Origin of the sequence: Rhodococcus sp. NPDC060084, from assembly GCF_042730335.1 — a bacterium.
GTDB lineage: Bacteria > Actinomycetota > Actinomycetes > Mycobacteriales > Mycobacteriaceae > Rhodococcus.
This window is the reverse complement of sequence record NZ_JBHWWX010000037.1, coordinates 1-24,069: the sequence shown is the minus strand read 5'-3', so window position 1 is coordinate 24,069 and position 24,069 is coordinate 1. Positions and strand designations below refer to the sequence as shown.

General features: G+C 68.2%; 21 protein-coding genes. 8 read left to right on the top strand and 13 right to left on the bottom strand.

Translation table 11 applies throughout. From position 1 onward, the window contains the following. Positions 1-158: 158 nt before the first annotated feature. Both ACFWBU_RS17075 and ACFWBU_RS17070 read right to left on the bottom strand, forming a co-directional pair. The gene (locus ACFWBU_RS17075) at positions 159-1,115 is read right to left on the bottom strand and encodes an electron transfer flavoprotein subunit alpha/FixB family protein (protein ID WP_169651743.1); all 957 of its coding nucleotides are present in this window, start codon (positions 1,113-1,115) and stop codon (positions 159-161) included. Positions 1,116-1,163: 48 nt separating this feature from the next. Further along, the gene (locus ACFWBU_RS17070) at positions 1,164-1,949 is read right to left on the bottom strand and encodes an electron transfer flavoprotein subunit beta/FixA family protein (RefSeq protein ID WP_169619656.1); all 786 of its coding nucleotides are present in this window, start codon (positions 1,947-1,949) and stop codon (positions 1,164-1,166) included. Between the two features lie 229 nt (positions 1,950-2,178). On the opposite strand from ACFWBU_RS17070, the gene ACFWBU_RS17065 reads away from it, so the two are divergent. The 3 genes from ACFWBU_RS17065 to ACFWBU_RS17055 are packed head-to-tail and all read left to right on the top strand — an operon-like array spanning position 2,179 to position 5,752. Next, positions 2,179-2,958, top strand: a complete 780-nt coding sequence (locus tag ACFWBU_RS17065; RefSeq protein ID WP_346765294.1) for a class I SAM-dependent methyltransferase — start codon at positions 2,179-2,181, stop codon at positions 2,956-2,958. Between the two features lie 26 nt (positions 2,959-2,984). Then, the gene (locus tag ACFWBU_RS17060) at positions 2,985-4,505 is read left to right on the top strand and encodes a 1,4-alpha-glucan branching protein domain-containing protein (RefSeq protein ID WP_378528806.1); all 1,521 of its coding nucleotides are present in this window, start codon (positions 2,985-2,987) and stop codon (positions 4,503-4,505) included. Further along, on the top strand, positions 4,505-5,752 hold the full coding sequence (locus ACFWBU_RS17055) for a glycosyltransferase family 4 protein (RefSeq protein ID WP_378528800.1): 1,248 nt from the start codon (positions 4,505-4,507) through the stop codon (positions 5,750-5,752). Before ACFWBU_RS17060 ends, ACFWBU_RS17055 begins: the two co-directional genes overlap by 1 nt. 1 nt (position 5,753) lies before the next feature. On the opposite strand, the gene ACFWBU_RS17050 is transcribed toward ACFWBU_RS17055, so the two are convergent. Both ACFWBU_RS17050 and ACFWBU_RS17045 read right to left on the bottom strand, forming a co-directional pair. Next, a complete protein-coding gene (locus tag ACFWBU_RS17050; RefSeq protein WP_378528799.1) occupies positions 5,754-7,241 on the bottom strand; it encodes an amidase in 1,488 nt (495 codons plus the stop codon). Positions 7,242-7,277: 36 nt separating this feature from the next. Next, a complete protein-coding gene (locus tag ACFWBU_RS17045) occupies positions 7,278-8,042 on the bottom strand; it encodes an acyltransferase (protein ID WP_169619660.1) in 765 nt (254 codons plus the stop codon). A 94-nt stretch (positions 8,043-8,136) separates the two neighbouring features. Between ACFWBU_RS17045 and ACFWBU_RS17040 the strand changes: the two genes are divergently transcribed. Continuing rightward, positions 8,137-9,438: a PQQ-binding-like beta-propeller repeat protein gene (locus tag ACFWBU_RS17040; RefSeq protein WP_169619661.1), complete on the top strand. Its 1,302-nt coding sequence runs from the start codon at positions 8,137-8,139 to the stop codon at positions 9,436-9,438. A 10-nt stretch (positions 9,439-9,448) separates the two neighbouring features. On the opposite strand, the gene ACFWBU_RS17035 is transcribed toward ACFWBU_RS17040, so the two are convergent. Further along, positions 9,449-10,357, bottom strand: a complete 909-nt coding sequence (locus ACFWBU_RS17035; RefSeq protein WP_169619662.1) for a LysR family transcriptional regulator — start codon at positions 10,355-10,357, stop codon at positions 9,449-9,451. A 70-nt stretch (positions 10,358-10,427) separates the two neighbouring features. On the opposite strand from ACFWBU_RS17035, the gene dapA reads away from it, so the two are divergent. Continuing rightward, positions 10,428-11,321 (top strand): 4-hydroxy-tetrahydrodipicolinate synthase, encoded by an 894-nt coding sequence (gene dapA / locus ACFWBU_RS17030; RefSeq protein ID WP_169619663.1) that lies wholly within the window; start codon positions 10,428-10,430, stop codon positions 11,319-11,321. On the opposite strand, the gene ACFWBU_RS17025 is transcribed toward dapA, so the two are convergent. Genes ACFWBU_RS17025 through ACFWBU_RS17005 form a run of 5 tightly spaced genes read right to left on the bottom strand, consistent with a single transcriptional unit; the run spans position 11,318 to position 16,005 of the window. After that, positions 11,318-12,475: a class I SAM-dependent methyltransferase gene (locus ACFWBU_RS17025; protein ID WP_169619664.1), complete on the bottom strand. Its 1,158-nt coding sequence runs from the start codon at positions 12,473-12,475 to the stop codon at positions 11,318-11,320. The genes dapA and ACFWBU_RS17025 overlap by 4 nt on opposite strands. After that, entirely contained in the window at positions 12,476-13,453 is a 978-nt protein-coding gene (locus tag ACFWBU_RS17020; RefSeq protein ID WP_169619665.1) for a class I SAM-dependent methyltransferase, read from the bottom strand. It abuts the gene before it with no gap. 52 nt (positions 13,454-13,505) lie between these two features. After that, entirely contained in the window at positions 13,506-14,285 is a 780-nt protein-coding gene (locus tag ACFWBU_RS17015; RefSeq protein WP_169619666.1) for an enoyl-CoA hydratase/isomerase family protein, read from the bottom strand. 9 nt (positions 14,286-14,294) lie between these two features. Continuing rightward, positions 14,295-15,128 carry an NUDIX domain-containing protein gene (locus ACFWBU_RS17010; protein ID WP_169619667.1) on the bottom strand — a complete coding sequence of 278 codons (834 nt, stop codon included), beginning with the start codon at positions 15,126-15,128 and terminating at the stop codon, positions 14,295-14,297. A gap of 52 nt (positions 15,129-15,180) precedes the next feature. Then, positions 15,181-16,005: an ABC transporter ATP-binding protein gene (locus ACFWBU_RS17005; protein WP_169619668.1), complete on the bottom strand. Its 825-nt coding sequence runs from the start codon at positions 16,003-16,005 to the stop codon at positions 15,181-15,183. A gap of 50 nt (positions 16,006-16,055) precedes the next feature. Here ACFWBU_RS17005 and glgX point away from each other — a divergent pair, with 50 nt between their 5' ends. Beyond that, a complete protein-coding gene (gene glgX, locus ACFWBU_RS17000; RefSeq protein WP_378528797.1) occupies positions 16,056-18,251 on the top strand; it encodes a glycogen debranching protein GlgX in 2,196 nt (731 codons plus the stop codon). Positions 18,252-18,281: 30 nt separating this feature from the next. Here glgX and ACFWBU_RS16995 read toward each other — a convergent pair whose 3' ends face one another. From ACFWBU_RS16995 to ctaD, 3 genes are all read right to left on the bottom strand, one after another. Next, positions 18,282-19,049: a peptidyl-tRNA hydrolase gene (locus ACFWBU_RS16995; RefSeq protein ID WP_378528796.1), complete on the bottom strand. Its 768-nt coding sequence runs from the start codon at positions 19,047-19,049 to the stop codon at positions 18,282-18,284. After that, on the bottom strand, positions 19,039-20,286 hold the full coding sequence (serB, locus tag ACFWBU_RS16990) for a phosphoserine phosphatase SerB (protein ID WP_169619670.1): 1,248 nt from the start codon (positions 20,284-20,286) through the stop codon (positions 19,039-19,041). The genes ACFWBU_RS16995 and serB overlap by 11 nt, the downstream gene beginning before the upstream one ends. 144 nt (positions 20,287-20,430) lie before the next feature. Beyond that, positions 20,431-22,191 (bottom strand): cytochrome c oxidase subunit I, encoded by a 1,761-nt coding sequence (gene ctaD / locus ACFWBU_RS16985; protein ID WP_169619671.1) that lies wholly within the window; start codon positions 22,189-22,191, stop codon positions 20,431-20,433. Positions 22,192-22,478: 287 nt separating this feature from the next. Between ctaD and ACFWBU_RS16980 the strand changes: the two genes are divergently transcribed. Both ACFWBU_RS16980 and ACFWBU_RS16975 read left to right on the top strand, forming a co-directional pair. Beyond that, a complete protein-coding gene (locus ACFWBU_RS16980; RefSeq protein WP_378528795.1) occupies positions 22,479-23,543 on the top strand; it encodes an ABC transporter substrate-binding protein in 1,065 nt (354 codons plus the stop codon). Positions 23,544-23,557: 14 nt separating this feature from the next. After that, positions 23,558-24,034: an NUDIX domain-containing protein gene (locus tag ACFWBU_RS16975; RefSeq protein WP_169619673.1), complete on the top strand. Its 477-nt coding sequence runs from the start codon at positions 23,558-23,560 to the stop codon at positions 24,032-24,034. Positions 24,035-24,069: the final 35 nt, after the last annotated feature.

The following is a 24,069-nucleotide window of genomic DNA, read 5'->3' as shown; positions in this document are numbered from 1 at the left end:
GCCCGTCGCGCTCACCGCTTCCACGGGAGCACATGCGGCAAGGGTCACGTTCCGGCGTGCGGACGAGCCGGACATCTCGCCCACCGGGACTGCCCACGCGCGAGGGCGGCCCCGCTCCGGATTCCGGAACGGGGCCGCGCTCTTGCTGAGGGTGAGAATCAGCCCTTGTGCTTCTTGACAGCCTCGGTCAGCTGCGGAGCGACGTTGAACAGGTCGCCCACGACGCCGAAGTCGGCGATCTCGAAGATCGGTGCCTCTTCGTCCTTGTTGACCGCGACGATGGTCTTCGAGGTCTGCATACCCGCGCGGTGCTGGATCGCTCCGGAGATACCGAGCGCGATGTACAGCTGCGGCGAGACCGTCTTACCGGTCTGGCCGACCTGGAACTGACCCGGGTAGTAGCCCGAGTCGACAGCGGCGCGCGATGCGCCCACCGCTGCGCCGAGCGAATCGGCGAGTTCTTCGACCACGGAGAACTTGTCGGCCGAGCCGACACCACGACCACCGGAGACGACGATCGACGCCTCGGTGAGCTCGGGACGGTCGCCACCGGCGACGGGCTCACGCGAGGTGATCTTGACCGCGTTCTCTTCCTGGGCCGGAACCTCGACGTCGACGCGAGTGGCGGCGGCAGCCTCCGGCTTGGCCTCGATCGCACCCGGGCGAACCGAGATGACCGGAACGTCGCCGTTGGCCTTGGCATCGACGGTGAACGCGCCACCGAAGATCGAGTGGACAGCCGAGCCGTCGCTCTTGACGTCGACGACGTCGACGAGCAGACCGGAGCCCAGGCGTGCAGCGAGGCGGCCGGACACCTCCTTGCCCTCGACCGACGCTGCGGTGAGAACCGCTGCGGGGCTGGTGGATTCGACGAGCGCGGCGAGAACGTCGACCTTCGGCGTCACGAGGTAGCCGTCGATGATGTCCGACTCGGCGGCGTAGACCTTCGCGGCACCGGCGGCGGCGAGCGCCTCCTGGAGCTTGTCGGCGGTGCCGGCGGGACCGGTCACGACTGCCGACGGCTCACCCAGCGCGCGAGCGGCGGTGATGAGTTCGGTGCTGATCTTCTTGAGCGCGCCCTCGGCATGCTCGACGAGCACGAGTACTTCTGCCATTGCTTGCTTCTCTCCCTAGATAGGTCTGGTGTTGTCGCGGGGGCGCGATCAGATGATCTTGTTGCCGACCAGGTACTGAGCGACCTTGTCGCCACCGTCGCCCTCGTCGGCGACACGCTCGCCGGCGGTACGCGCAGGCTTCGGGGTGACGCCGGTGACGGTGGACGCGGCGTTCGCGACACCGAAGATCTCGGGATCGAGACCGATGTCCGCCAGGGTGAGGGTCTGAACTTCCTTCTTCTTCGCGGCCATGATGCCCTTGAAGGACGGGAAGCGCGGCTCGTTGATCTTCTCGGTGACCGAGACGATCGCGGGGAGCGGTGCCTCGAGGCCGAAGACGCCCTCGTCGGTCTCACGCTCGCCGGTGGCCTTGCCGTCGGCCAGGGTCAGCTTGCGCAGGTGCGTGAGGTGCGGCAGGCCCAGGTACTCCGCGATGATCGCGGGCACGGCACCGACGCGACCGTCGGTGGCCTCGTTGCCGGCGATGACGAGCTCGACGCCCTCGATCTGGCCGAGCGCCGCGGCGAGCGCGTAGGCGGTCTGGATGGAGTCCGAGCCGTGCAGCGCGGGATCGTTGAGGTGGATGGCCTTGTCGGCACCCATCGACAGCGCCTTGCGGATGGCGTCGGTCGCGCGGTCGGGACCTGCGGTCAGCACGGTCACCTCGCCGCCGTCGCGCTCCTTGATGAGCAGGGCCTCTTCGACCGCCCGCTCGTTGATCTCGTCGAGAACCGCGTCGGCGGCTTCACGGTCGAGCGTGTAGTCGCCGTCGGTGAGCTTGCGCTCGGACCACGTGTCGGGGACCTGCTTGATCAAAACGACGATGTTCGTCATGGGTCTGCGTCGACCTCCTGTGTGTAGCTGCCTTTGGTCGGCAAGGCGCTGCCTGAACCGAGCACTCGTGTCTGTCGCACGGCGTGTGCGATAGATTATCAAACGCTAAGTTACCCGTGGGTAACTTAGCGGGATTCCTGGTTCACCATAGCCGCACGAAAGGACGCGCAAACCTGTGATCTGGACCACCGGAACGGAGCCGGAGTGCAGTGGCACTAATGTCTGCTCGGTGAGCGATACCAACAGCCGCACCGACGACGCCCAGACTCTCCCCCTCACCGGCGAACGGACGGTACCCGGCATCGCCGAGGAGAACTACTGGTTCCGGCGCCACGAAGTGGTCTACCGGCAACTGCTCGACCGCTGCCGACACCGCACCGTCCTCGAAGCGGGAGCGGGCGAAGGCTACGGCGCGGACATGATCGCCGACGTGGCGACGCGGGTCATCGGCCTCGACTACGACGAGAGCGCAGTTGCCCACATCCGCGCCCGCTACCCGCGCGTCGACATGCGGCACGGCAACCTCGCCGAACTCCCCCTCGCGGACGAGACCGTCGACGTCGTCGTGAACTTCCAGGTCATCGAACACCTGTGGGACCAGGGACAGTTCCTCCGCGAATGCCACCGCGTGCTCTCCCCGGGCGGCGCGCTGCTGATCAGCACACCGAACCGCATCACCTTCTCGCCCGGGCGCGACACCCCGCTCAATCCGTTCCACACCCGTGAACTCGATGCGGCCGAACTCTCGGAACTGCTCGACAGCGCCGGTTTCCGGGTGGAACTGATGACCGGAGTGCACCACGGCCCGACGCTCCGCGCGCTCGACGCCAAGCACGGCGGCTCGTTCATCGACGCGCAGATCGAGCGTGCACTGGCCGGAGAACCGTGGCCCGCAGAACTCACCGAGGACGTCGCGGGCATCACCGTCGACGACTTCGTCCTCGACCCCGAAAACATCGACAGCAGCCTCGATCTGGTTGCCGTCGCAGTAAAGGATCCCGCGCGGTGAGTACGAAGAAGACCGGGGAACCGGGAATGTTCTCCCTCGTCCTGCACTCCCACCTGCCGTGGCTCGCCCATCACGGCCGCTGGCCGGTCGGTGAGGAATGGCTCTATCAGTCCTGGGCCGCAACATATCTCCCGGTCACCGACGTTCTTGCGCGCCTTGCCCACGAAGGACACAGCCGGATGGTCACGCTCGGGATCACGCCCGTCCTGGCCGCCCAGCTCGACGATCCGCACTGTCTTGCCGGAATGCACCACTGGCTCGGCAACTGGCAACTGCGCGCCCACGAGGCCGCCGGCATGGCCGAGGAGTCCTACCAGGCACTCGGGGCGCGCGAACACCGTGCGGCAGCAGCCGCGCGCGAGATGTTCGAAACCCGATGGCGCCACGGCGGTTCCCCCGTGCTCCGCAACCTCGTCGACGCCGACGCGATCGAACTGCTCGGTGGTCCGCTCGCGCACCCGTTCCAGCCACTGCTCGACCCCCGGATGCGGGAGTTCTCCCTCGCCGAAGGCCTGCACGACGCGCACGCCCGTTGGCAACACCGACCCCGTGGCATCTGGGGCCCCGAGTGCGGATTCACGCCGGGCATGGAAATCGGGTACGCGGCAGCCGGTGTCGAACATTTCATGGTCGACGGGCCGGCGCTGCACGGCGAGACCACTCTCGGCCGCACCGTGCTCGACTCGGACGTCTTGTGTTTCGGACGTGACCTTCAGGTCTCGTACCGCGTGTGGTCGCCGAAGTCCGGATACCCCGGGCACGCCGCCTACCGCGACTTCCACACCTACTGTCACGACACGGGTCTCAAACCCTCCCGGGTGACCGGACGCGCGGTGCCGTCGGAGGACAAGGCGCCCTACGACCCCGAACTCGCGTCCCTCGCCGTCGACCGCCACGTCGCCGACTTCGTCGACACGATCCGCCGCCGCCTCCGGAGCGAGTCCGCGCGTATCGGCAGGGACGCACTCGTCGTCGCGGCATTCGACACCGAACTGTTCGGGCACTGGTGGTTCGAGGGCCCGCTGTTCCTCGAGCGGCTTCTGCGGGCGCTGCCGGAGGCGGGCATCGAGGTGGGCACGCTCACCGACGCCCGTGATCGCGGATACGTCGGTGGCCCCGTCGATCTCGCGAACTCCTCGTGGGGATCGGGCAAGGACTGGCGGGTGTGGGCCGGCGACCAGGTCTCCGACCTCGTCCAGCTCAACGACGAGGTGGTCCGGACCACGCTCGACACACTCGACAAAGCCCGTGACGGGCACGCACCCGGAGCACCGGTCCTGCGCAACCGCGTGCACGACCAGATGTTGCGCGAAGCACTGCTCACCGTCTCGAGCGACTGGGCGTTCATGGTCAGCAAGGACACCGCGGCCGCCTACGCCCGCGATCGCGCGCACACCCACGCGCACGCCCTCCGGGAGATCGCCGAGGCGGTCGCTTCCGGTCGGGACTCGACGGCAGTACGGTTGGCCGACGGCTGGAACCGAGCCGACAACCTGTTCCCCGGGCTCGACGCGCGGCGCCTGCCCGGACGCCACGGAGGCAAGTGATGAAGATCCTGATCGTGTCGTGGGAGTACCCGCCGGTCGTCGTCGGTGGGCTCGGTCGGCACGTTCACCATCTCGCCACGGAACTTGCCGCAGCGGGGAACGAAGTCGTGGTGCTGTCCCGGCGCCCCACGGGAACCGATGCTTCGACGCATCCCACACTCAGCCATATCGCCGAGGGCGTGCTCGTCGTCGCGGTCGCGGAGGACGCCCCCCACTTCGTATTCGGCGAGGACATGCTCGCCTGGACCCTCGCGATGGGGCACGCGATGGTGCGCGCGGGGATCGGCCTGAGCCGCGGCGGTATCGGCGAGGGGTGGCAACCCGATGTCGTGCATGCACACGACTGGCTGGTCGCGCATCCCGCCATCGCCCTTGCCGAGCACTTCGACGTGCCGCTGGTCTCCACGCTCCACGCAACCGAAGCGGGCCGCCACAGCGGGTGGCTCTCGGGCAGAATCAACCGCCAGGTGCACTCGGTCGAGTGGTGGCTCGCCCACGAATCCGACGCGCTCATCACGTGTTCGGCGTCGATGTACGACGAAGTGACAGCACTGTACGGCCCCGATCTGCCGCGAATCTCGGTGATCCGCAACGGTATCGACATCACGACGTGGTCGTACCGCGAGCGCGCACCCCGATCCGGACCGGCCCGGCTTCTCTATGTGGGACGGCTCGAGTACGAAAAGGGCGTGCAGGACGCGATCGCCGCCCTCCCGCGGATTCGGCGTTTCCACCCCGGCACCACACTCATGGTCGCCGGGGACGGCACCCAGTCCGAGTGGTTGCGCGAACAGGCGCGGGTTCATCGTGTCGCACGCTCGGTGACCTTCCTCGGCAACCTCGACCACACCGAACTGCTCGATCGACTGCACACCGCCGACGCCATCGTCCTGCCCAGCCGGTACGAACCGTTCGGCATCATCGCGCTCGAAGCTGCCGCTGCGGGAACACCGTTGGTCACCTCGACCGCCGGTGGGCTCGGCGAGGCCGTCGTCGACGGCACGACCGGGTTGTCGTTTCCTCCCGGCGACGTCGCAGCGCTCACGTCGGCGGTGCGCAAGACGCTCGACGATCCGGCCGCCGCGCAGGAACGCGCCCGGGCCGCCAGGGCCCGGCTCACCGACGACTTCGACTGGGGACAGGTCGCCGAGGAGACGGCCCAGGTCTACATCGGCGCGAAGCGGCGGGTACGGCATCCGCTCGGACGGCCCGTGATCCCGCAGCGCCCGCTGCCCGGCCGGGACTGAGTCAGCCGACTCCGAGCGCCGGCACGCGGTCGAACCACGGGCGAGCCTGTTCCAGTTCGGCCCCGAGAGCGAGCAGCAGGCCTTCCCCGCCGAGCGGCGCGACGAACTGCACGCCGAGGGGTACGTCGTCCGCGGTCCAGTGCAGCGGCAGCGAGATCGCCGGGCGCCCGGTGATGTTCGCCAGCTGGGTGTACGGCGTGCGTCCGAGGTTCTCGTCTATCATCCGGTCCACCAGGCCGGTCCAGCGGGCCACCCTGCCCATTCGCGTCGCGATGAGCACGTTCCCGAGGGTGCTCACCCAGCGCGGAGTCGCCAGTTCCCCGATCCGCGCCGGAGGATAAGCCAGGGTCGGCGTGAGCAGTAGGTCGTAACGCTCGTGGAACGCGGCGAGCCGGGTGGTGTGTTCGCCCCAGCGCGCCAGCGCCGCGAGATACTCCGGAGCGGGCACGGTGCGGCCCAGTTCGGCGAGAATGCGGGTGTCGAACTCGAATCCGTCCGGGCCCGACCCCGTGCGTTGCCGTACCTCGTCGACCTCCGCCGTCAACGACGCGAACCACATCGTGAGGAAATCCGTGGCCAGTTGCCGCTCGTCGACGCCGGTCGTCGCGGGCTCGACGTGGTGACCGAGTTCGTCGAGCAGGGCAACCGTGGCGTCGACCGCTGCGACCGCTTCGGGGTCGACCCCGGCCCCGAGCGGGGACGCAGTCGCGTACCCGATCCGCAGGCGCCGGGGGGCGGTGCGGGCGGCGGCCGAATACGACTGCGGTGGAGCCGCGCTCAGGAAGGGCGCCGCCCCATAGGCACCGGCCATGACGTCCAGGAGAGCCGCGGAGTCACGGATGCTCCGGGTGATCGCCCCGTTCGTTGCCGCCCCGTGCAGCGGTTCGCTGCCGAGCGGGCCGGTCGGCACGACTCCACGGCCGGGCTTGAGACCGACGAGACCGCAGCATGCGGCCGGGATCCGGATCGAGCCGCCGCCGTCGCTCGCGCCCGCCACGGGCACCACGCCCGCTGCGACAGCCGCGGCGGAACCACCGGACGAACCCCCGGGGGTCAACGCCGGGTTCCACGGGTTGCGTGTGGGACCGTTCGCTTCCGGTTCGGTGATGCCCTTGAGCCCGAATTCCGGGGTGTTGGTCTTCCCGAAGACGACGAGACCCGCCTCGAGCCAGCGGTCGACGACCACCGAGTTGCGTTCGGCGGGAACTTGGGCGAGGGCGCGGGACCCACTGCCGGTGGGGATCCCCGCGATGTCCTGCCCGAGGTCCTTCACGAGGAAGGGCACGCCCGCGAACGGGCCGTCCAACGGGTGGCCGGCCCGCACACGAGCCTCTCGGTCGAGCCGGTAGACGACCGTATTGAGAGTCGGCTCGACGGCGTCGAGCCTGGCGATCGCCGTCTCGAGCAGTTCGTGCGGCGTCACCTGCCCGCCCGCCACCAGTTCTGCGAGCCCCACGGCGTCGTGACGCCGGTATTCGTCGAAATCCACTCGAGCCCTCCCCTGCCGATCTTCCTGTGGCTGTCGTCAGACGCCGGGTTGTGCGTCGGCCGGCTTTTCTCCCGCCTTCTTCCGCGCGATGTCCTCGAGCGCTGCGGCCCGTGCGGCACGTTCGGCGGCGGCGGTCTCCCACGACAGCTTCCGATTCTTCACGACCTTCGCCGGCGAGCCGACGGCAATGCTGTAATCGGGGATCTCACCCTTGACCACGGCGTGCGCGCCGAGCACACAGCCGCGACCCACCTTGGTATTGCGCAACACCGTCACCTTGGCGGCGATCCAGGTGTCCGGCCCGATGCGCACCGGACCCTTGATGATGCCCTGGTCCTTGATCGGATAGGTGATGTCCTCCGTGCGATGGTCGAAATCGCAGATATAGCACCAGTCCGCAACGAGGGTCGAGGCGCCGATCTCGATGTCGAGGTAGGTGTTGACGACGTTGTCCTTGCCGAACACGACCTTGTCGCCGATTCGCAGCGAACCTTCGTGGCAGCGGATGGCGTTGCCATCACCGATATGCACCCACTTGCCGATCTCGAGCCGCGCCAGGTCGGGCGTCGCGTGGATCTCGACGTTCTTCCCGAGAAACACCATTCCGCGCAGCACGACGTGCGGATTCGCCAGCTTGAACTTCGCCAGGCGGTAGTACCGGACCAGGTACCACGGCGTGTATGCCTTGTTTGCCAGCACCCATCGCAGAGATGACAGTGTCAGGAATCGTGCCTGGTCCTGATCCCGGCGACGGGAACCGCGCCACCTCGTGCGCAGCGGTGCGCCCCACATGCTCGTCATAGGGGGCAGCCTACGGTCCGCCTCCTGCGTGGGGTACAACCACCGGCCCGATACGCTGACGGCTCGAAACGTTCGTCCCGGGAGGAGTTGGGTGATGCGGGGTGTCCTGCGGGCCGCAGTGCTGGCATCGACGGCAGCGGTCGCACTGAGCGGGTGCGCAGGCGGAGGCGGTACCAGCGATGTGCTCTCCGAAGGAGGCTGGCCGGGCCGTTATTCGGATGCCCGCAACAGCAGCACCGCCACCGCAGACGGTCTCGACGACCTCTCGGCCGCGTGGGCCCGCCCGCTGGGAGGCCGGGTGGGCTCTCCCGCCGGGGTTGCCCGCAACGGCCAGATCGCAGTCACCGCCTCGACGGACGCGGGATGCAACCTCTTCTCCTTCCAGATCGACAACGGCCGCAAACGGTGGTGCACGCGGCTCGCTCCGGGCGCCACGACCGTGACCCCCGTGTCCGACGGCAACGCGAACATCTACGTCGGCGAGGACGGTGGCATGTTCTCGTTCAACGAACACGGGCAGCGACGCTGGCGGATCCCGGTGAGCGGCACACCGCGCAGCGCCCAGTTCGCGTCCGACGGAAAACTGGTCGTCGTCACGCATTTCGGCCAGGTCAACATCATCAACCCGCAGACCGGCCAACTCGTCGCACCACTGTTCGACCTCGTACCCATTCCCGCCGTCGGCGACGGCCAGAACGTTCCGAGGCTCGCGAGCGATCACGGGTTGCCCGCATGCTTCGGCGGATCACCCGATTGCCCCGTCGCCACCACTCCCGCAGTCGACCTGGCCACGGACCGGATCTTCGTGACCCTGTGGCGTCCCGGTGCCGACCGCGCGTCGCTCGTCGCCATGCGGTACACCAGCGGCGACAACGCGTCCGTGGTCGAAGAATGGTCCACCGACGACCTGCCGGGCGGCGCCGTGACGAGTCCGGTGCTGTCCGCCGACGGCGCGACCGTCTACGTCCACGACGGCGACGGCACCCTCTGGGCCGTCGACTCCACGACGGGGACACCCCGATGGAGCCATCGACTCGACTACTCCCCCGCGACCGGCCCGGCAGTGACCGGTGACGGATTGCTGCTGCTTGCCGCCGGCGGAGACGAGGGCGCCCTGACCGCACTGCGGGACAATGGCGACGGCGCCGAAATGGTGTGGCAGCGAACGGATGTCACGCAGCACGCCGTACCGGCGGTGACCTCGAACGGGCTGGGTTACTCGATCGTGGGCGGCGCCGACGGCCTTGCCGCACTCGTGTTCGACACCTCGGACGGCCACTCGATCGACGAGGAACCGATCACGGAGGCAACAGGATTCCCGGTCGGCACCGCGGTGGGCCCCGACGGCGAGTTCGTCACCACGACGCACGACGGTGACATCGTCGTACTCCGCTGAAGCAGTTCCCTCAGCCGACAGTCGAGGTACAGTCGAAAGATCGTGCTGCCCTGCGTAATTCGGCGCTCACGACAGCCTGCGCCGGCCGGTGCCCACTGCCCCGGCGGTACGCAATTCGGGTTCGTCTCCCGACCGGAAGCGCGGTGAGCACCACCCCTGCCGGAACATCGATCGCCCCGAGCTGTGGCACCAGTGCCACGCCGGCTCCCGCTGCAACCAGTCGCAGGACCGTGGCGAAGTCGTCGACCCGATGGGTGACCCACGGTTCGAACCCTTGGGAGCGACAGGTGCGCACCGCCATGGTGTGACACAACGTGCCGGAGTTCCCGACAATCCAAGGGCTGTCTGCGTGACTGCGGACGACCGCCAAACCCTCCGCGTCCGGCGCTGCGGACGCGGCCAGATAGATGACCTCGTCGAGCAGCGGTTCGAGTTCGATGCCCGACCCGACGGAGGACGGCACGTTGTCGTATTCGTGGACGAGCGCCATGTCGAGGTGACCTCCCCGAAGCAGATCCGGCGCATCGGCGGGATCGACCTCCGTCACCGTCACTTCCGGGCCCTGCTCCGCACGGCGGAGTTCCGACAGGGCGGGGAGCACAACCGTCCGTAGCGCGGTCGGAAAGGCCCCGAGGCGAACCGACCCCGACGGCCCCGGCCCACTCGTCGCGAGCGCGGTTTCTGCTCGTTCCAGTTCCGCCAGAACCGCCTCGGTGTGCTCGACGAGGATGAGAGCCGCCGGGGTCAGCCTCACCCGACGACCCGTGCGCACCAGGAGGGGGCGGCCGGCCTCGCGTTCGAGCGCCGAGATCTGTTGCGACACCGCCGACGGCGTGTACGAAAGCGCCTCGGCGACGGCAGCGATCGTGCCTCGATGGGCGAGTTCACGGAGAAGCCTGAGCTTGCGAACGTCGAGCATCGGTTCAGCTTACGAGTTCCGTCACGAAGAGTAACTGGATCTTGTGAATTGCGACGGTAAAAGTGGGTGCATGACATTCCATCCGTCGGGCATCTTCGTCCCGCTCGTCACCCCGTTCACAGACACCGGCGAGATCGCCGCGACCGACCTCGAACGTCTCGCCCACGGCGTGATCGAAGAAGGCGCAGCCGGCATCGTGGCGTTGGGAACAACCGCGGAGGCGGCCACCCTGACCCCTCTGGAACGTCGAGAGGTCGTGCGGATCTGCAGCACGGCGTGCCGCGAGCACGGCGTGCCCCTGATCGTCGGCGCAGGTTCGAACGACACGGCCGGCACCGCGCGCACCCTCGAGGAACTGCATGCGGAGGGCGACGCCACAGCCGCAATGGTGGTGGTCCCGTACTACACACGCCCGTCCGAGGCAGGGGTGGTGGCGCACTTCGAATACATCGCCGCACGCAGTCCGCTCCCCCTGATTCTCTACAACGTTCCGTACCGCACCGGTCAGCACCTGGGCTGGGAGTCCGTCGAGCGACTGTCGCAGCATCCGCAGATTGCCGGCATCAAACAGGCAGTCGGCTCGGTGGACACCGACACCGCGCGACTGGTCGCAGTGGCCCCCACGTCGTTCTCGGTCCTCGCAGGAGACGACGCGCTGGTTTCCCCGCTCCTCGCGATGGGTGCCGCGGGAGCGATCCTGGCGACCGCGAACGTCTGCACGCGCGAGTTCGTCGAACTGTTCCGGTTGTGGGACGGCGGATTCCTGTCGCAGGCGAGGGCCCTCGGGAACCGACTCGTGGAGACCGCGTGCGCGCTGACCGCAGGGCCGAACCCCACCGTCATCAAGGCCGTGCTCCACGCCCAGGGCAGGATTTCGACTCCGAACGTCCGGCTACCCCTCCTGCCGGCGGGCAGCCCCGCGGCGATTCTCGGAGCGCTGCCCCACACGGTCCGTGCAGGCTAACGGGACGCTGCGCACACGAAGGCCTCGGGCGTGCGGCCGATGCGGGTCAGCACCACGCTCAGCGAGCGTGAGCCCTTCAATTTGAGCCGGGGACGCAGCACCGCGGGATCGATGTCGAGCCCGCGCACCAGGATCTCGGCGATCCCGCAATCGAACCGGGACAGTGCCTGTTTCAGCGCCTTCTCCGTGTATTTGAACTGTTCGAGGACGCGGAATCCACGCACCCCGTCGGGCAACGTATCGCCGGTGAGGTAGGCGATACGTGGATCGAGTTGCCACAGCCCGTGTGCGGCCGCGTAGTGACGCACCAGTCCGGACCGCACGATCGCACCGTCCGGATCGACGATCCATTCCCCCGGTGCACGCTCGGGAATCTCGTCCGGCATCGTGTCGGTGACCTCGAAACCGGTTCCGTCCGAACGGAGTACCGACGCGCGGCGTCGAACACCGCCGTGGGTGAGTCCCGGGGAGTACAGGCATGCTTCACGCACGCCGCCGTCCAGCGACACCACCTCGACCTCGCCGTCCCAGTCGAGGGAGTCGAAGTCCAGACCCGGCGCGCACTTCACGGCCAGATCGCGTCCTGCATACACCCCGAGAAGGTCGGGCAACGGCGGTTGCAGCGCCGCCGGGTCGTGGGTCCTGCGGCCGCCGGCGCGACGCGCAGGGTCCGCGACGACGGTCGTGCCGCGTGTCACCGGCGTCAGCGCGTCCGCACGGAGGAGATATGCCTCGGGGACGTTGTGCGCGGCCATGGCGAGGCGCACTTCGTCGAGGTCGCTGCCCACCACCGTCTCCGCGACACCGACGAGTTCGGCGAGTTCGGTGCCGATCGAGCAGGTGACGTCGTGGACCCGGCGGCCGGCAAGCCGTCGCGCACGATGCGCCGCCACGGTTGCGGGCGTCGACTGCTGCACTGCATCGTCGGTGAGGATCCAGCGCGCGGCACCGGGAATCTTCGCGTCCGCCTTGCGGCGCAACAACACCGTCTCCACGAGCACCGCGGTACGGTCGCCGAAGTGCGTACGCACCCAGCCGATATCGGCAAGGCGCGTACGCGTCGACAGTTCACGCTCGCCGACACGTGCGAGCGCTGCCGCGCCGGTATCGGAGGTCAGGTACCGGACGTCGTCGAGCGTGAACTCGTATCCCAATTACTTGCCCGGCTTCACACCGGTGATCATCACGTTGTAGAAGAAGCTGCGCGGGACAACGTGCTTGAGCACATTCTCGTCGACCCAGCTGAGCGACTTCCAGCCGCCGAAGGCGAACTTGGCCCAGTTCCAGCCCAGCTTCTCGGGCGGAACTGCGGCTTCGAACGTGCGAACGGGCCAGCCGAGCAGTGCGGCGGCGAACTCCTCGCTCGAGGCCTTGACGTTCACCGCGCCGGCCGACCGGGCGATCTTCTCGAGATCGGAGGGGTCGAAGGTGTGCAGATCGACGACGGCCTCGAGTGCCGCGGCGCGCGACGACTCGTCGAGTTCGGTCTGCGGGCGGCGCCAGTCGCTGAGGAACGGCAGCTTCGTGACGGTGGTCGTGGCCTCCCACGTGATGCGCCCGAGCCAGCGCGCGTAGAAGTTGCCGACTGTGCTCGGCTCACCGGCGAACACGAATCGGCCACCCGGCTTGAGGATGCGCAGCACCTCACGCAGGGACTGCTCGACATCGGGAATGTGGTGCAGCACTGCGTGTCCGACGACGAGGTCGAAGGTGTCATCCTCGTACGGGATGGTTTCGGCGTCGGCGACGCGGCCGTCGACATCGAGACCGAGATGCTCGGCGTTGCGCAGCGCCACCTTGACCATGCCCGGCGACAGGTCGGTGACCGAACCGCTCTTCGCCACCCCACCCTGCATGAGGTTGAGCAGGAAGAAGCCGGTGCCGCAGCCCAACTCGAGCGCCCGCTCGTAGGGCAGGGGCTGCTCTCCGGCGGCGGCGACGAACCGTCCCTTCGCGTAGTCGATGCAGCGTTCGTCGTACGAGATCGACCACTTGTCGTCGTACGTCTCGGCTTCCCAGTCGTGGTAGAGCACCTGAGCGAGCTTGGTGTCTTCCATCGCTGCCGCGACCTGTTCGGCAGTGGCGTGCGGGTTCGGCGCGGGGTCGACCCCGTCGGGCCTGCTTGCAGTCATGGCGGTGATCCTACCCATCGGTAAGTCGGGGGCAATTTTGCGGTTGGGCGAACTATTCGCCGACGAAATCGGCTTTTCCGGGTCCGTCGGCGAGGAACGACTCCATGCCGATGGTCCGATCCTTCGTGGCGAACAGCGACGCGAACAGGTGCTGTTCGATGGCGAGGCCGGTCACGAGATCGGTCTCGAGACCCTGGTCGATCGCAGCCTTGGCTGCCGCAAGCGCACGCGACGCCGCTGTGGTGAACTGCGCGGCCCACCGGCGGGCCGCCTCGTACACGTCGTCCGGTGCCACGACCTCGTCCACGAGCCCCATCGCCAGAGCCTCGTCCGCCCCGACGAACCGGCCGGTGTACACGATGTCCTTGGCTTTCGACGGCCCCACCAGGCGGGCGAGGCGCTGTGTGCCGCCACCACCGGGAATCACGCCGAGCAGGACCTCGGGCGTGCCCAGCTTCACGTTGTCCCCGATGATCCGCCTGTCGGCGCCGAGGGCGAGTTCGAGGCCACCGCCGAGCGCGTACCCGGTGATCGCGGCGACGGTCGGCTTCGGAATGTCGGCGATCGAGCCCAGCGCGGATTGCAGATCGCCCACGATCCGGCTCATCCGGACGAAGTCGATCTCGGCGAGTTCCTTGATATCGGCGCCGGCGGCGAACACCTTCTCCCCGCCGTACACGATCACCGACTTCACGTCGTCCCGCACCGACGCTTCCCGCGCGGCCTCCCGAAGCTCCTCCTGGAGCTGCCGGTTGAGCGCGTTCATCGGCGGCCGGTCGAGTCGGATGGTGCCGATACCGTCGGAAACCTCGAGCGTCACGAATTCAGGCATGCACGAAGCCTAGAGGTCGGCGCGCTGGGCCCACGGATGCGACCCGACCGCGTAGTAACCGTCCTCGCCGTCGAACGAGATGTGGATCATTCCGTCCCGCTTGCTCATGACGGGAAGGACCGGTTCGACGGTCACTTCCGCGGCTATGATCTCCGCGACCGTCCGGTATCGCGCCAGGTCCGTCAACTGAGTCCAGGTCGGGGGAAGCAGCACGCACCGTCCCGACCGCCAGTACTCGAGTTCTTCCGCGGCGGTCCGCCAGCGCACCTCGTCGGCCTCGCTCGTCTCCCCGTCCGCGCGTTGTCCGTCGGGTGCGGCGGCGACGAAGAAGCGGGTGTCGTACCGGCGTCGCTCGCCCAGGGGCGTGATCCAGTTGGCCCAGGGGCGCAGCAGGTCGGCGCGCAGCACGAGTCCTTCCCGCGCGAGAAAATCGCCGAAGGACAGGTCGCGGGCCTCGAGCTTGCGGCGCGCACCGGCGTAGACGGCAGTGTCGGCGACGAGCGTGTCGGGGTCCGGTCCGGCCAGCAGGACACCGCATTCCTCGAACGTTTCCCGCACGGCCGCCAGTACCAGTGCGCGCGCTGTCGCCTCGTCGGTGGCGAACCGCTCCGCCCACCATGCGACGTCCGGACCGGACCACCGCACCGACGCGTCGGTATCGGACGGATCGACCCCGCCGCCGGGGAACACGGTCATCCCTCCGGCGAAGTCCATGCCGACCACGCGCTGTTGGAGGAACACCTCCACTCCCCGTGCGGAGTCGCGTACCAGCATCACCGTGGAAGCACCGCGGATCGGCACCGCGGCGGGGTCGAAGGAGCTCACCGAGCGATCGTGGGACATGGCCTCAAACTATCGGATCACGTGACGCACGCCATGCCGGGCGCCCGTCGTGTCACCCGCGACGGTGGCGTCCCGGCTCCCGGGTTCGGCGTGCGAAGAACCGGCCGTCCGCCTGTTCCAGCGTGATGGCCTGGCTGAACGCTTCGCTGAGGTTCTCCCCGGTGATGACGTCGTCGAGCAGACCCTGCGCGACGACCGTGCCCTCCTTGAGGAGCAACGCGTGGGTGAAACCGGGCGGGATCTCCTCGACGTGGTGCGTGATGAGGACGGTGGCCGGGGCATCCGGGTCGGCGGCCAGCACGCCGAGTCGCGCGACGAGTTCCTCGCGGCCACCCAGGTCCAGGCCGGCCGCGGGTTCGTCGAGCAGCAGCAGTTCGGGATCGGTCATGAGCGCGCGGGCGATGAGCACGCGTTTGCGCTCGCCCTCCGACAGCGTTCCGTACGAGCGGTCGGCGAGATGTTCGGCGCCGAGGCTCTCGAGCATCTCGATCGCGCGCTCGGTGTCCATGTCGTCGTAGCGCTCGCGCCATCGGCCGAGTACGCCGTATCCGGCGGAGATCACCAGATCGAGGACTTTCTCGTCGAACGGCACGCGGTTCGCGAGCGCCGCCGACGACAGGCCGATGCGGGTCCGCAGTTCGGACAGGTCGGTCCGGCCGAACGTTTCGCCGAGCACGTGTGCCGTTCCGGACGTGGGGAACGTCTCGGCCGCCGCGATGCGCAGCAGCGTCGTCTTGCCTGCGCCGTTGGGGCCGAGCACCACCCAGCGTTCGTCGAGTTCCACCTTCCAGGTCACGGGTCCGACGAGGACGTTGCCTCCACGCCGCACCAGAACGTCTTCGAATTCGATGAGCAAATCGGGATCAGGTTGTGCCACGCGTCCATCTTGTCTTACGTCCGGGCGCGACACGCGGCAGGATCATCCCTGTGTCGTCACCCTCCTCGGAATCCGTCCCGTCCGCCGCCCTGCACGACCGGTCGCCGTTCCCCCTCGGCGCGACGGTTGTCGGTTCCGGTACCCGGTTCGCCGTGCACGCCCCGCACAGCGACCGCGTCCAGGTGTGTCTCGTCGGCGAGGACGGGCACGAACAGCGCATCGACCTCCTCGATTTCACCTACGGCGTGTGGCACGGCGTGGTCCCCGGTGTCGGCGCGGGGCAACGGTACGGCTATCGCGCGCACGGGCGGTGGGATCCGCGCCACGGCCTGCGCACCAATCCGCACAAGATCCTTCTCGATCCGTGGGGACGGCAGATCACGGGCGAGGTAGGTGACGCAGCCAGGCTGCTCGCGTACGACGGCGGACCGTTCGACGCGATGTCGACTGTGGACTCGCTCGGGCACACGCCGCTGTCGGTGGTCACGGCCTCCGACGCCGACACCCCGCAGCGGCCCGACATACCGTGGGAGAACACCGTCGTCTACGAACTGCACGTGGGTTCGTACACCGCGCACCATCCGCAGGTACCCCCGCATCTGCGCGGCACCTACCTCGGGCTCTGCCACCCGGCGGTGATCGACCATCTCGTGCAGCTCGGAGTGACCACGGTCGAACTCCTGCCGGTCCAGGCTTTTCTCACCGAACCCCCGGTCCGGGCGCGCGGGATGCGCAATCACTGGGGGTATTCGACCGCGTCGTACTTCGCTCCGCACCCCGCCTACGCCGCGACACCGGGTGAGGAGATCGCCGAGTTCCGCACGATGGTCCGCGCGCTGCACAGCGCCGGACTCGAAGTCGTTCTCGATGTCGTCTACAACCACACGTGCGAATGGTCGGTGGCGGGACCGAACCTGTCGTGGCGCGGCCTCGACGCGCCCGGTTACTACCTGCTCGACCACCACGGTCACGACATCGACCTCACCGGCTGCGGCAACACGATCGACGGTTCCTCCCCCATCGCCGTCCGGATGGTGTGCGACAGCCTGCGGTACTGGGCGCAGGAGATGGGTGTGGACGGGTTCCGGTTCGACCTCGCGAGCGCGCTGGCGCGGCCGCGCGGTGGTGCGTTCGACCCGCGCGGGGCTCTGCTCACCGCGATCACCACCGACCCGGTGCTCACCGACCTCAAACTCATCGCCGAGCCGTGGGACGCGACCGGGCACGGTTACCAGTTGGGACGCTTCGGTGTGCAGTGGGCCGAATGGAACGACAAGTACCGCGACACGGCGCGCCGCTTCTGGGCGGGGCACTCGGGTGTGCGCGAACTCGCCTCGAGGCTCACCGGCTCGGAGGATCTGTTCCGGCGGGATCAGCGGCAGCCCGCGATGTCGGTCAACTACATCACCGCGCACGACGGATTCACACTCACCGACCTCGTGTCGTACCGGCACAAGCGCAACGAGGCGAACGGTGAGGACGGCCGCGACGGCTCCGACCACAACGAATCGGTCGATCACGGGGTGGAAGGTCCCACCGACGACGTGGAGATCGTCGCCGCGCGCGACCGGCACGTCCGCGCGCTGCTCGCGACGCTGCTGCTCTCGACCGGGACACCGATGCTGCTCGCCGGGGACGAACTCGGTCACACCCAGCACGGCAACAACAACGCGTACTGCGTTCCGGAGGATGTACCGGTACGCGACGCGTGGCCGTTGGACTGGGAAGACGCCGACCTCGACCGGCTCGCGTACGTGCGCGGGCTTCTCCGGCTCCGGAACGTCGTGCCGGTGCTACGGCGGCGACGGTTCTTCGACGGGCGGGCGAGGACCGACGGCCACCCCGACCTGGTGTGGTTCGGGATCGACGGCACCGAACTCGACTACGCGGGCTGGCACGACGAGAGCCGCCGCACCCTTCAAGGGTGGGTCGACGGATCGGGGCTGGGCACCACCACCCGCGCGGGGATACAGCTCCCCGACAGCAGTGGTCTGTTCGTTCTGCACGCCGGGGGCGCCGCGACCCTGACGCTGGGTGGGCCGGAGTGGTATCGCGGCGACATCATGTGTGTCTTCGACTCGAGCACTGTCGACGGCTCACCCGTCGACGATGCCCCTCGCCCGGTGGGCACCGAGTTTACGCTGCCCGGTCCGGCCGTACTGGTGTTCCGAACCGCGCTGCGAGACGAAATACCCACGGACCCAACGCACTCCGGCTCCGACCACCACGGGTCCACGCCGGGATGACGCGGTGCGGCGTCGCTGTCGTCGCGACGGTCACTCTGCCTGTGCGACGACGGTGACCGACCCGGGCGCGACTTCGGTGAACCCGGCGTCCTTCACCGCGACGGCAGATCCGTTCTCGACGTGCGCGAGCAGTTCGCGCCATCGCGCGGGGGTCGCCTCACGGACGGCACAGGGATAACCCGCGGCCGCCCACTGGCGCGCGGACTCGAGCGGCATCGCGCCGGCGAGCAGCATCGAGGCGTGACCGACCTGTGCGGCGGCCTTGCCCACCGTCATACCGAGAGTTCCGTCGACCCACAGCACCGGAACACCGGCGGGCGGGGAGGGCGGACTGTCGGGCGGGACATCGGTGCCGCCGATCTGCAACCGGGAGATCCTCGGGTCGAGGGCTCCTACCGGACCGGGGACCAGTGCCCGCGCCTGGGCGCCGGCGTGGTCGACGGTGACACCGGGGACCTCCTGCGCGGCACGCCATTGCGCGCCGCGGGCACGACGGCTGACCTTGCGGATCCGGGCGTCGTTCCACGCGAGGAACGGTTCCTGCCACGGTCCGGGCTCTCCGTCCGGGCCCGGCCCGACCCGCGGATCCAGGCACAGTGTGACGGTGGCGATTGCGGCGGCCTCGAGCAGCGAACTCCGGTCGGGCGGATCGGATTTCGGGATGTGGAGAACGATCGGCATCGCCAGCACCGACGCCGGGTCGTCCGGGTCGGGCCGGTCTCCGTAACCCCGGGCGAGCACGGCGTGCCGCTGCGCGAACCCGGGGTCGGTGAAGATCGGATGGGGTTCAGGCACCACGATCGAGCGGTACCCGTCGCAACGTTCCGTCGACCCGGTCGGCGGCTTCCACCTCGTCCCGCGTGACACCGAGGACGAAGAGCACGGCGTCCAGATACGGGTAGGACAACGCGGTGTCGGCGACCTCGCGCAGCGCGGGCTTCGCGTTGAACGCGATACCCAGCCCTGCGGCACCGAGCATGTCGATGTCGTTGGCACCGTCGCCGACGGCCACGGTCTGCTCGATGGGCACACCCGCCTCGGCGGCGAATTCCCGGAGCGCGTGCGCCTTTGCGGCACGGTCGACGATGTCGCCGACAACGCGGCCCGTGAGCCTTCCGTCGACGATTTCGAGAGTGTTCGCGCGCACGAAGTCGAGTTCGAGGTCGTGAGCGAGGCCTTCGATGACCTGGCGGAAACCGCCCGAGACGACGCCGCAGCGGAACCCGAGCCGACGCAGCGTCCGGATGGTGGTGCGCGCGCCGGGGGTGAGTTCGATCTGATCGGCGACTTCGTCGATCACACTGGCGGGCAGGCCGGCGAGTGTGGCGACGCGTTGTTCGAGCGACTGCGCGAAATCGATCTCGCCCCGCATCGCGGCTTCGGTGACTTCGCGGACCTTGTCCTCGACGCCCGCGTGCGCAGCGAGCATCTCGATGACCTCGCCCTGCACCAGAGTCGAGTCCACGTCGAAGACGATCAGACGCTTCGCGCGACGGGCGAGACCGGCGCGTTCCACCGCGATGTCCACGTCGATACCGGCGGCGAGTTCCGCGAGGGCCTTGCGCAAACGGGAGTCGGCATCCGAATCGGTGTCCGGTGCGGTGACCATCAGTTCCAGTCCGGTGACGGGATAGTCGGCGATGCCGCGGATGGAATCGATGTTGGCGCCCTGCGCGGCGAGCGTGCGTCCCACCGACCGCAACGCGCGCGCACTCAACGGACTGCCCAGCACGACGACGGCGTGGGTGGACACCGGGTGGCCGCTGCCGGGCGCCACGCCGATCTGCACTTCGGCGCGCATGCCGATGGCGGCCATGGCCGACGAGACCTCGTCCTGCAACGCCTCGACATCGCGGGGGCAGACCACGAGGACGCCGAGCGTCAACTGCCCGCGGATCACGACCTGCTCGACGTCGAGCAGGTCGACGTCATACCTCGTCAGCGCTGCGAACAGCTCCGAGGTCACGCCGGGATGGTCCGGTCCGGTCACGGTCACGAGCACCGTGCTGTCAGACGCCACAACGTCTCCGATCATTGTCGTCGAGGCACGTGCGGACGCAGCACGTGCCTGTCCATTGTCGCAGTTCGAGCGGTCGGCTCCGCGTCGGGGTACGGGCCCGGAACGGCGGAAGCCCCGCCCGTGGAGACGGGCGGGGCTTCGGTGCGTAGAGCGGGTCGATCAGGAGCGCGGGACGTCGCCGGGGGTACGGTCGGCGCCTTCGAGCACGTTCACGCTGTGCTTGTGGCTACCCGGTCCGACGTGCGCCTCGGCGCGCATCTTCTCGACCATGTGCGGGTAGTGCAGTTCGAACGCGGGGCGCTCCGACCGGATGCGCGGCAACTCGGTGAAGTTGTGCCGCGGCGGCGGGCAGGAGGTGGCCCACTCGAGCGAGTTACCGAAGCCCCACGGGTCGTCGACCGTGACGACCTGGCCGTAGCGGTAGCTCTTGAACACGTTCCACAGGAACGGCAGGGTCGAAGCACCGAGCACGAACGCACCGATGGTCGAGATCGTGTTGAGCGTGGTGAACCCGTCCGACGGCAGGTAGTCCGCGTAGCGACGCGGCATGCCCTCGTTACCGAGCCAGTGCTGCACCAGGAAGGTGGTGTGGAAGCCCACGAAGGTCAGCCAGAAGTGCCACTTGCCGAGACCCTCGTCGAGCATGCGGCCCGTCATCTTCGGGAACCAGAAGTAGATGCCGGCGTACGTGGCGAACACGATGGTGCCGAAGAGCACGTAGTGGAAGTGCGCCACGACGAAGTACGAGTCGTGCAGGTGGAAGTCGAGCGGCGGGCTCGCGAGGATGACGCCGGTCAGGCCACCGAAGAGGAACGTGATGATGAAGCCGACCGAGAACAACATCGGTGTCTCGAAGGTCAATTGCCCCTTCCACAGCGTGCCGATCCAGTTGAAGAACTTCACGCCCGTCGGGACGGCGATCAGGAACGTCATGAACGAGAAGTACGGAAGCAGCACGGCGCCGGTGGCGTACATGTGGTGCGCCCACACCGCGATCGACAGCGCCGCGATGGCGATCGTCGCGTAGACCAGGCCGGTGTAACCGAAGATCGGCTTGCGGCTGAAGACCGGGAAGATCTCCGAGACGATGCCGAAGAACGGCAGCGCGATGACGTACACCTCGGGGTGACCGAAGAACCAGAACAGGTGCTGCCAGAGGAGCACACCGCCGGTAGCCGGGTCGTAGATGTGGCCACCGAGATGACGGTCGACGAACAGCCCGAAGAACGCAGCGGTCAGCAGCGGGAACACGAGCAGGATCAGCAGGGCGGTGATCAGGATGTTCCACGTGAAGATCGGCATCCGGAACATCGTCATACCGGGAGCGCGCATGCACACGACGGTGGTGATGAAGTTGACCGCGCCGAGGATGGTGCCCAGGCCCATGACACCGAGACCGAGAATCCAGAAGTCCGCGCCGACACCCGGGGAATGCAGCTCACTGGTGAGCGGGGTGTACGCGGTCCAGCCGAAGTCGGCGGCACCACCGGGGGTCACGAAGCCGAGCATGACGATCGTCGCGCCGAACAGGTACAGCCAGTAGCTGAACGCGTTCAGACGCGGGAACGCCACGTCGGGCGCGCCGATCTGCAACGGCAGGATGTAGTTCGCGAAGGCGAACACCACGGGCGTCGCATACATCAGCAGCATGATCGTGCCGTGCATGGTGAACAGCTGGTTGAACTGTTCGTTCGACAAGAACTGAAGACCGGGAACCGCGAGCTCTGTACGCATCAGCAGGGCCATCAGGCCACCGATGAGGAAGTACGCGAACGAGGTGACCAGGTACATGAGCCCAAGCATCTTGGGGTCTGTTGTCGTGATCATCTTGTAGATGAACGAACCCTTGGGTCCCTGCCGCGGCGGGTATGGCCTCGCTACCGCTAACTCTGGGACTGGCTGGGGCGCTACGGCAGTCACTAATCCTCCTGAATGCGCGCTCGGCCTCGGGCTGGAGGCGAACGTTCTCTGGCTTGCGCTCATCGAATCGTAGACCCTCCGCAAACCGGTCGCCCGCCGGGTCCTACTCGCTGTCGTATTCGCCGCCACGCTACCTGGCATGGAGCCCGGGACTCACCACAGAGCCTGTGCTGCGGATCACAGGAACGGGTCCCAACGAGCTTGCGGGACACTGTCGGCGGCGTGTGCCACACGAGATAGCCTGAGCCGTCCCCTGGTTCGAGCCCGTCCGTCAGGAGTGGTCTGAAGTGTTAGCTGTGCACCGGTCCCGCGCAGTCGTCGCGTCCCTCGCGATCGCTGCCGCGACGTCGACCGTACTGGCGAGTTGTTCCACCCCCGCCGACGACGACGCCTCGACCATCGTGCGCACGACCACCCGCATCGCCGGCGCATCCGTGGTCGGCATCGACCGTGACACCAGCACCGCGTGCGCCCTTCCGTCTCCTCTGGATGCGGGCGTTCCGCCGACCGGCACACGGCGGATGGTCCACACCGCCGGGGTCACCGAGGTTCCGGCCGACGCGCAGCGCATCGTCGTGCTCGACGAGGCAGCGCTCGACGCCGTGTGCGCACTCGGCTTGTGGGAGCGTGTCGTGGGCGCCACCGTCGACGCCGACGGGAGGCCGGAGTATCTCGGCACCGGCATCTCCGAGTTGCCCACCGTCGGGCCGGAGGGCGCGCCCGATGTCGCCGCGATCGAGCAGGCCCGCCCCGATCTGATCCTGGGGTCGGCGGCCGACGAGAGCGTCTACCGATCGGTGTCCGCGGTGGCTCCCACCGTGCTGGTCGGTTCCGATCCCGTGTTCTGGCGGGATCAGTTCCTCCGCGTCGGCGAAGCCCTGGGACGCAACACCGCCGCGCAGGCGGTACTCGACACCTACGCCGCCGAGGCTGCCGCCCTCGGACGCGAACTGGTGTCGTCCCAGACTCAGGCCTCGATCGTGCGGTTCACCGCCGACGGTGGAGAGATAGAGGGCACGGCGTCGTTCGCCGGACAGGTCGTCGGAGATCTCGGCGCCGCACGGCCGCCGGCACAGCGGTTCGGGATCGTCGACAACCGCCCGACCGAAGCTTTCGCCGCGGACGATCCAGCGGCAGCGGACGGCGATGTGATCTTCGTCCGATTCGACGGCGAAGACGGACTCGCGCGCGGCACCGAGATCATGCGCACCGATCCGTGGCTCGACCTCGGCGCGGTCACCGACAACCGGCTGTTCTCCGTAGCCGACGAGGTGTGGTCCACACCCGGTCCCGTCGCAGCGCGCGCGATCCTCGAGGACCTCGGCGTGGGTCTCAACGGTTACTCCGGATAGAAGAGGAATACGCGATGCCGGTCCCCGACTTCGTTCTCCGACTCCGCGCCCAGGTCGGCACAGCACCGCTGTGGCTGCCCGGAGTGAGCGCCGTCGTCGTCGACGACGATCACCGGGTGTTGCTCACCCGCCGCGCGGACAACGGAAAATGGGCCGTCGTCTCGGGCATCCTCGAGCCAGGCGAAGAACCTGCGGCAGCGGCGATCCGGGAAGTGCACGAGGAAACGGGCGTCGACGCGGAAGTCGTCCGGCTCACGAGCGTCGACGTCACCGCTCCGATCGTCTATCCGAACGGTGACGAAGCGCAGTATCTCGATGTGGCATTTCTCATGCGCGCCGTGGGTGGCAGTGCCCGGGTGGCCGACGACGAGAATCTCGAGGTCGGGTGGTTCTCCCCCGACTCTCTCCCCGAACCGCTGACCGACACCTCGCGGCTACGGCTCGGCAAAGCTCTCGCGGGCCGCCCCGAAGCATGGTTCCGCCGCCCCTGACGCCACGAAAGCCCGGCGGCCGGGTGCCGCCGCAC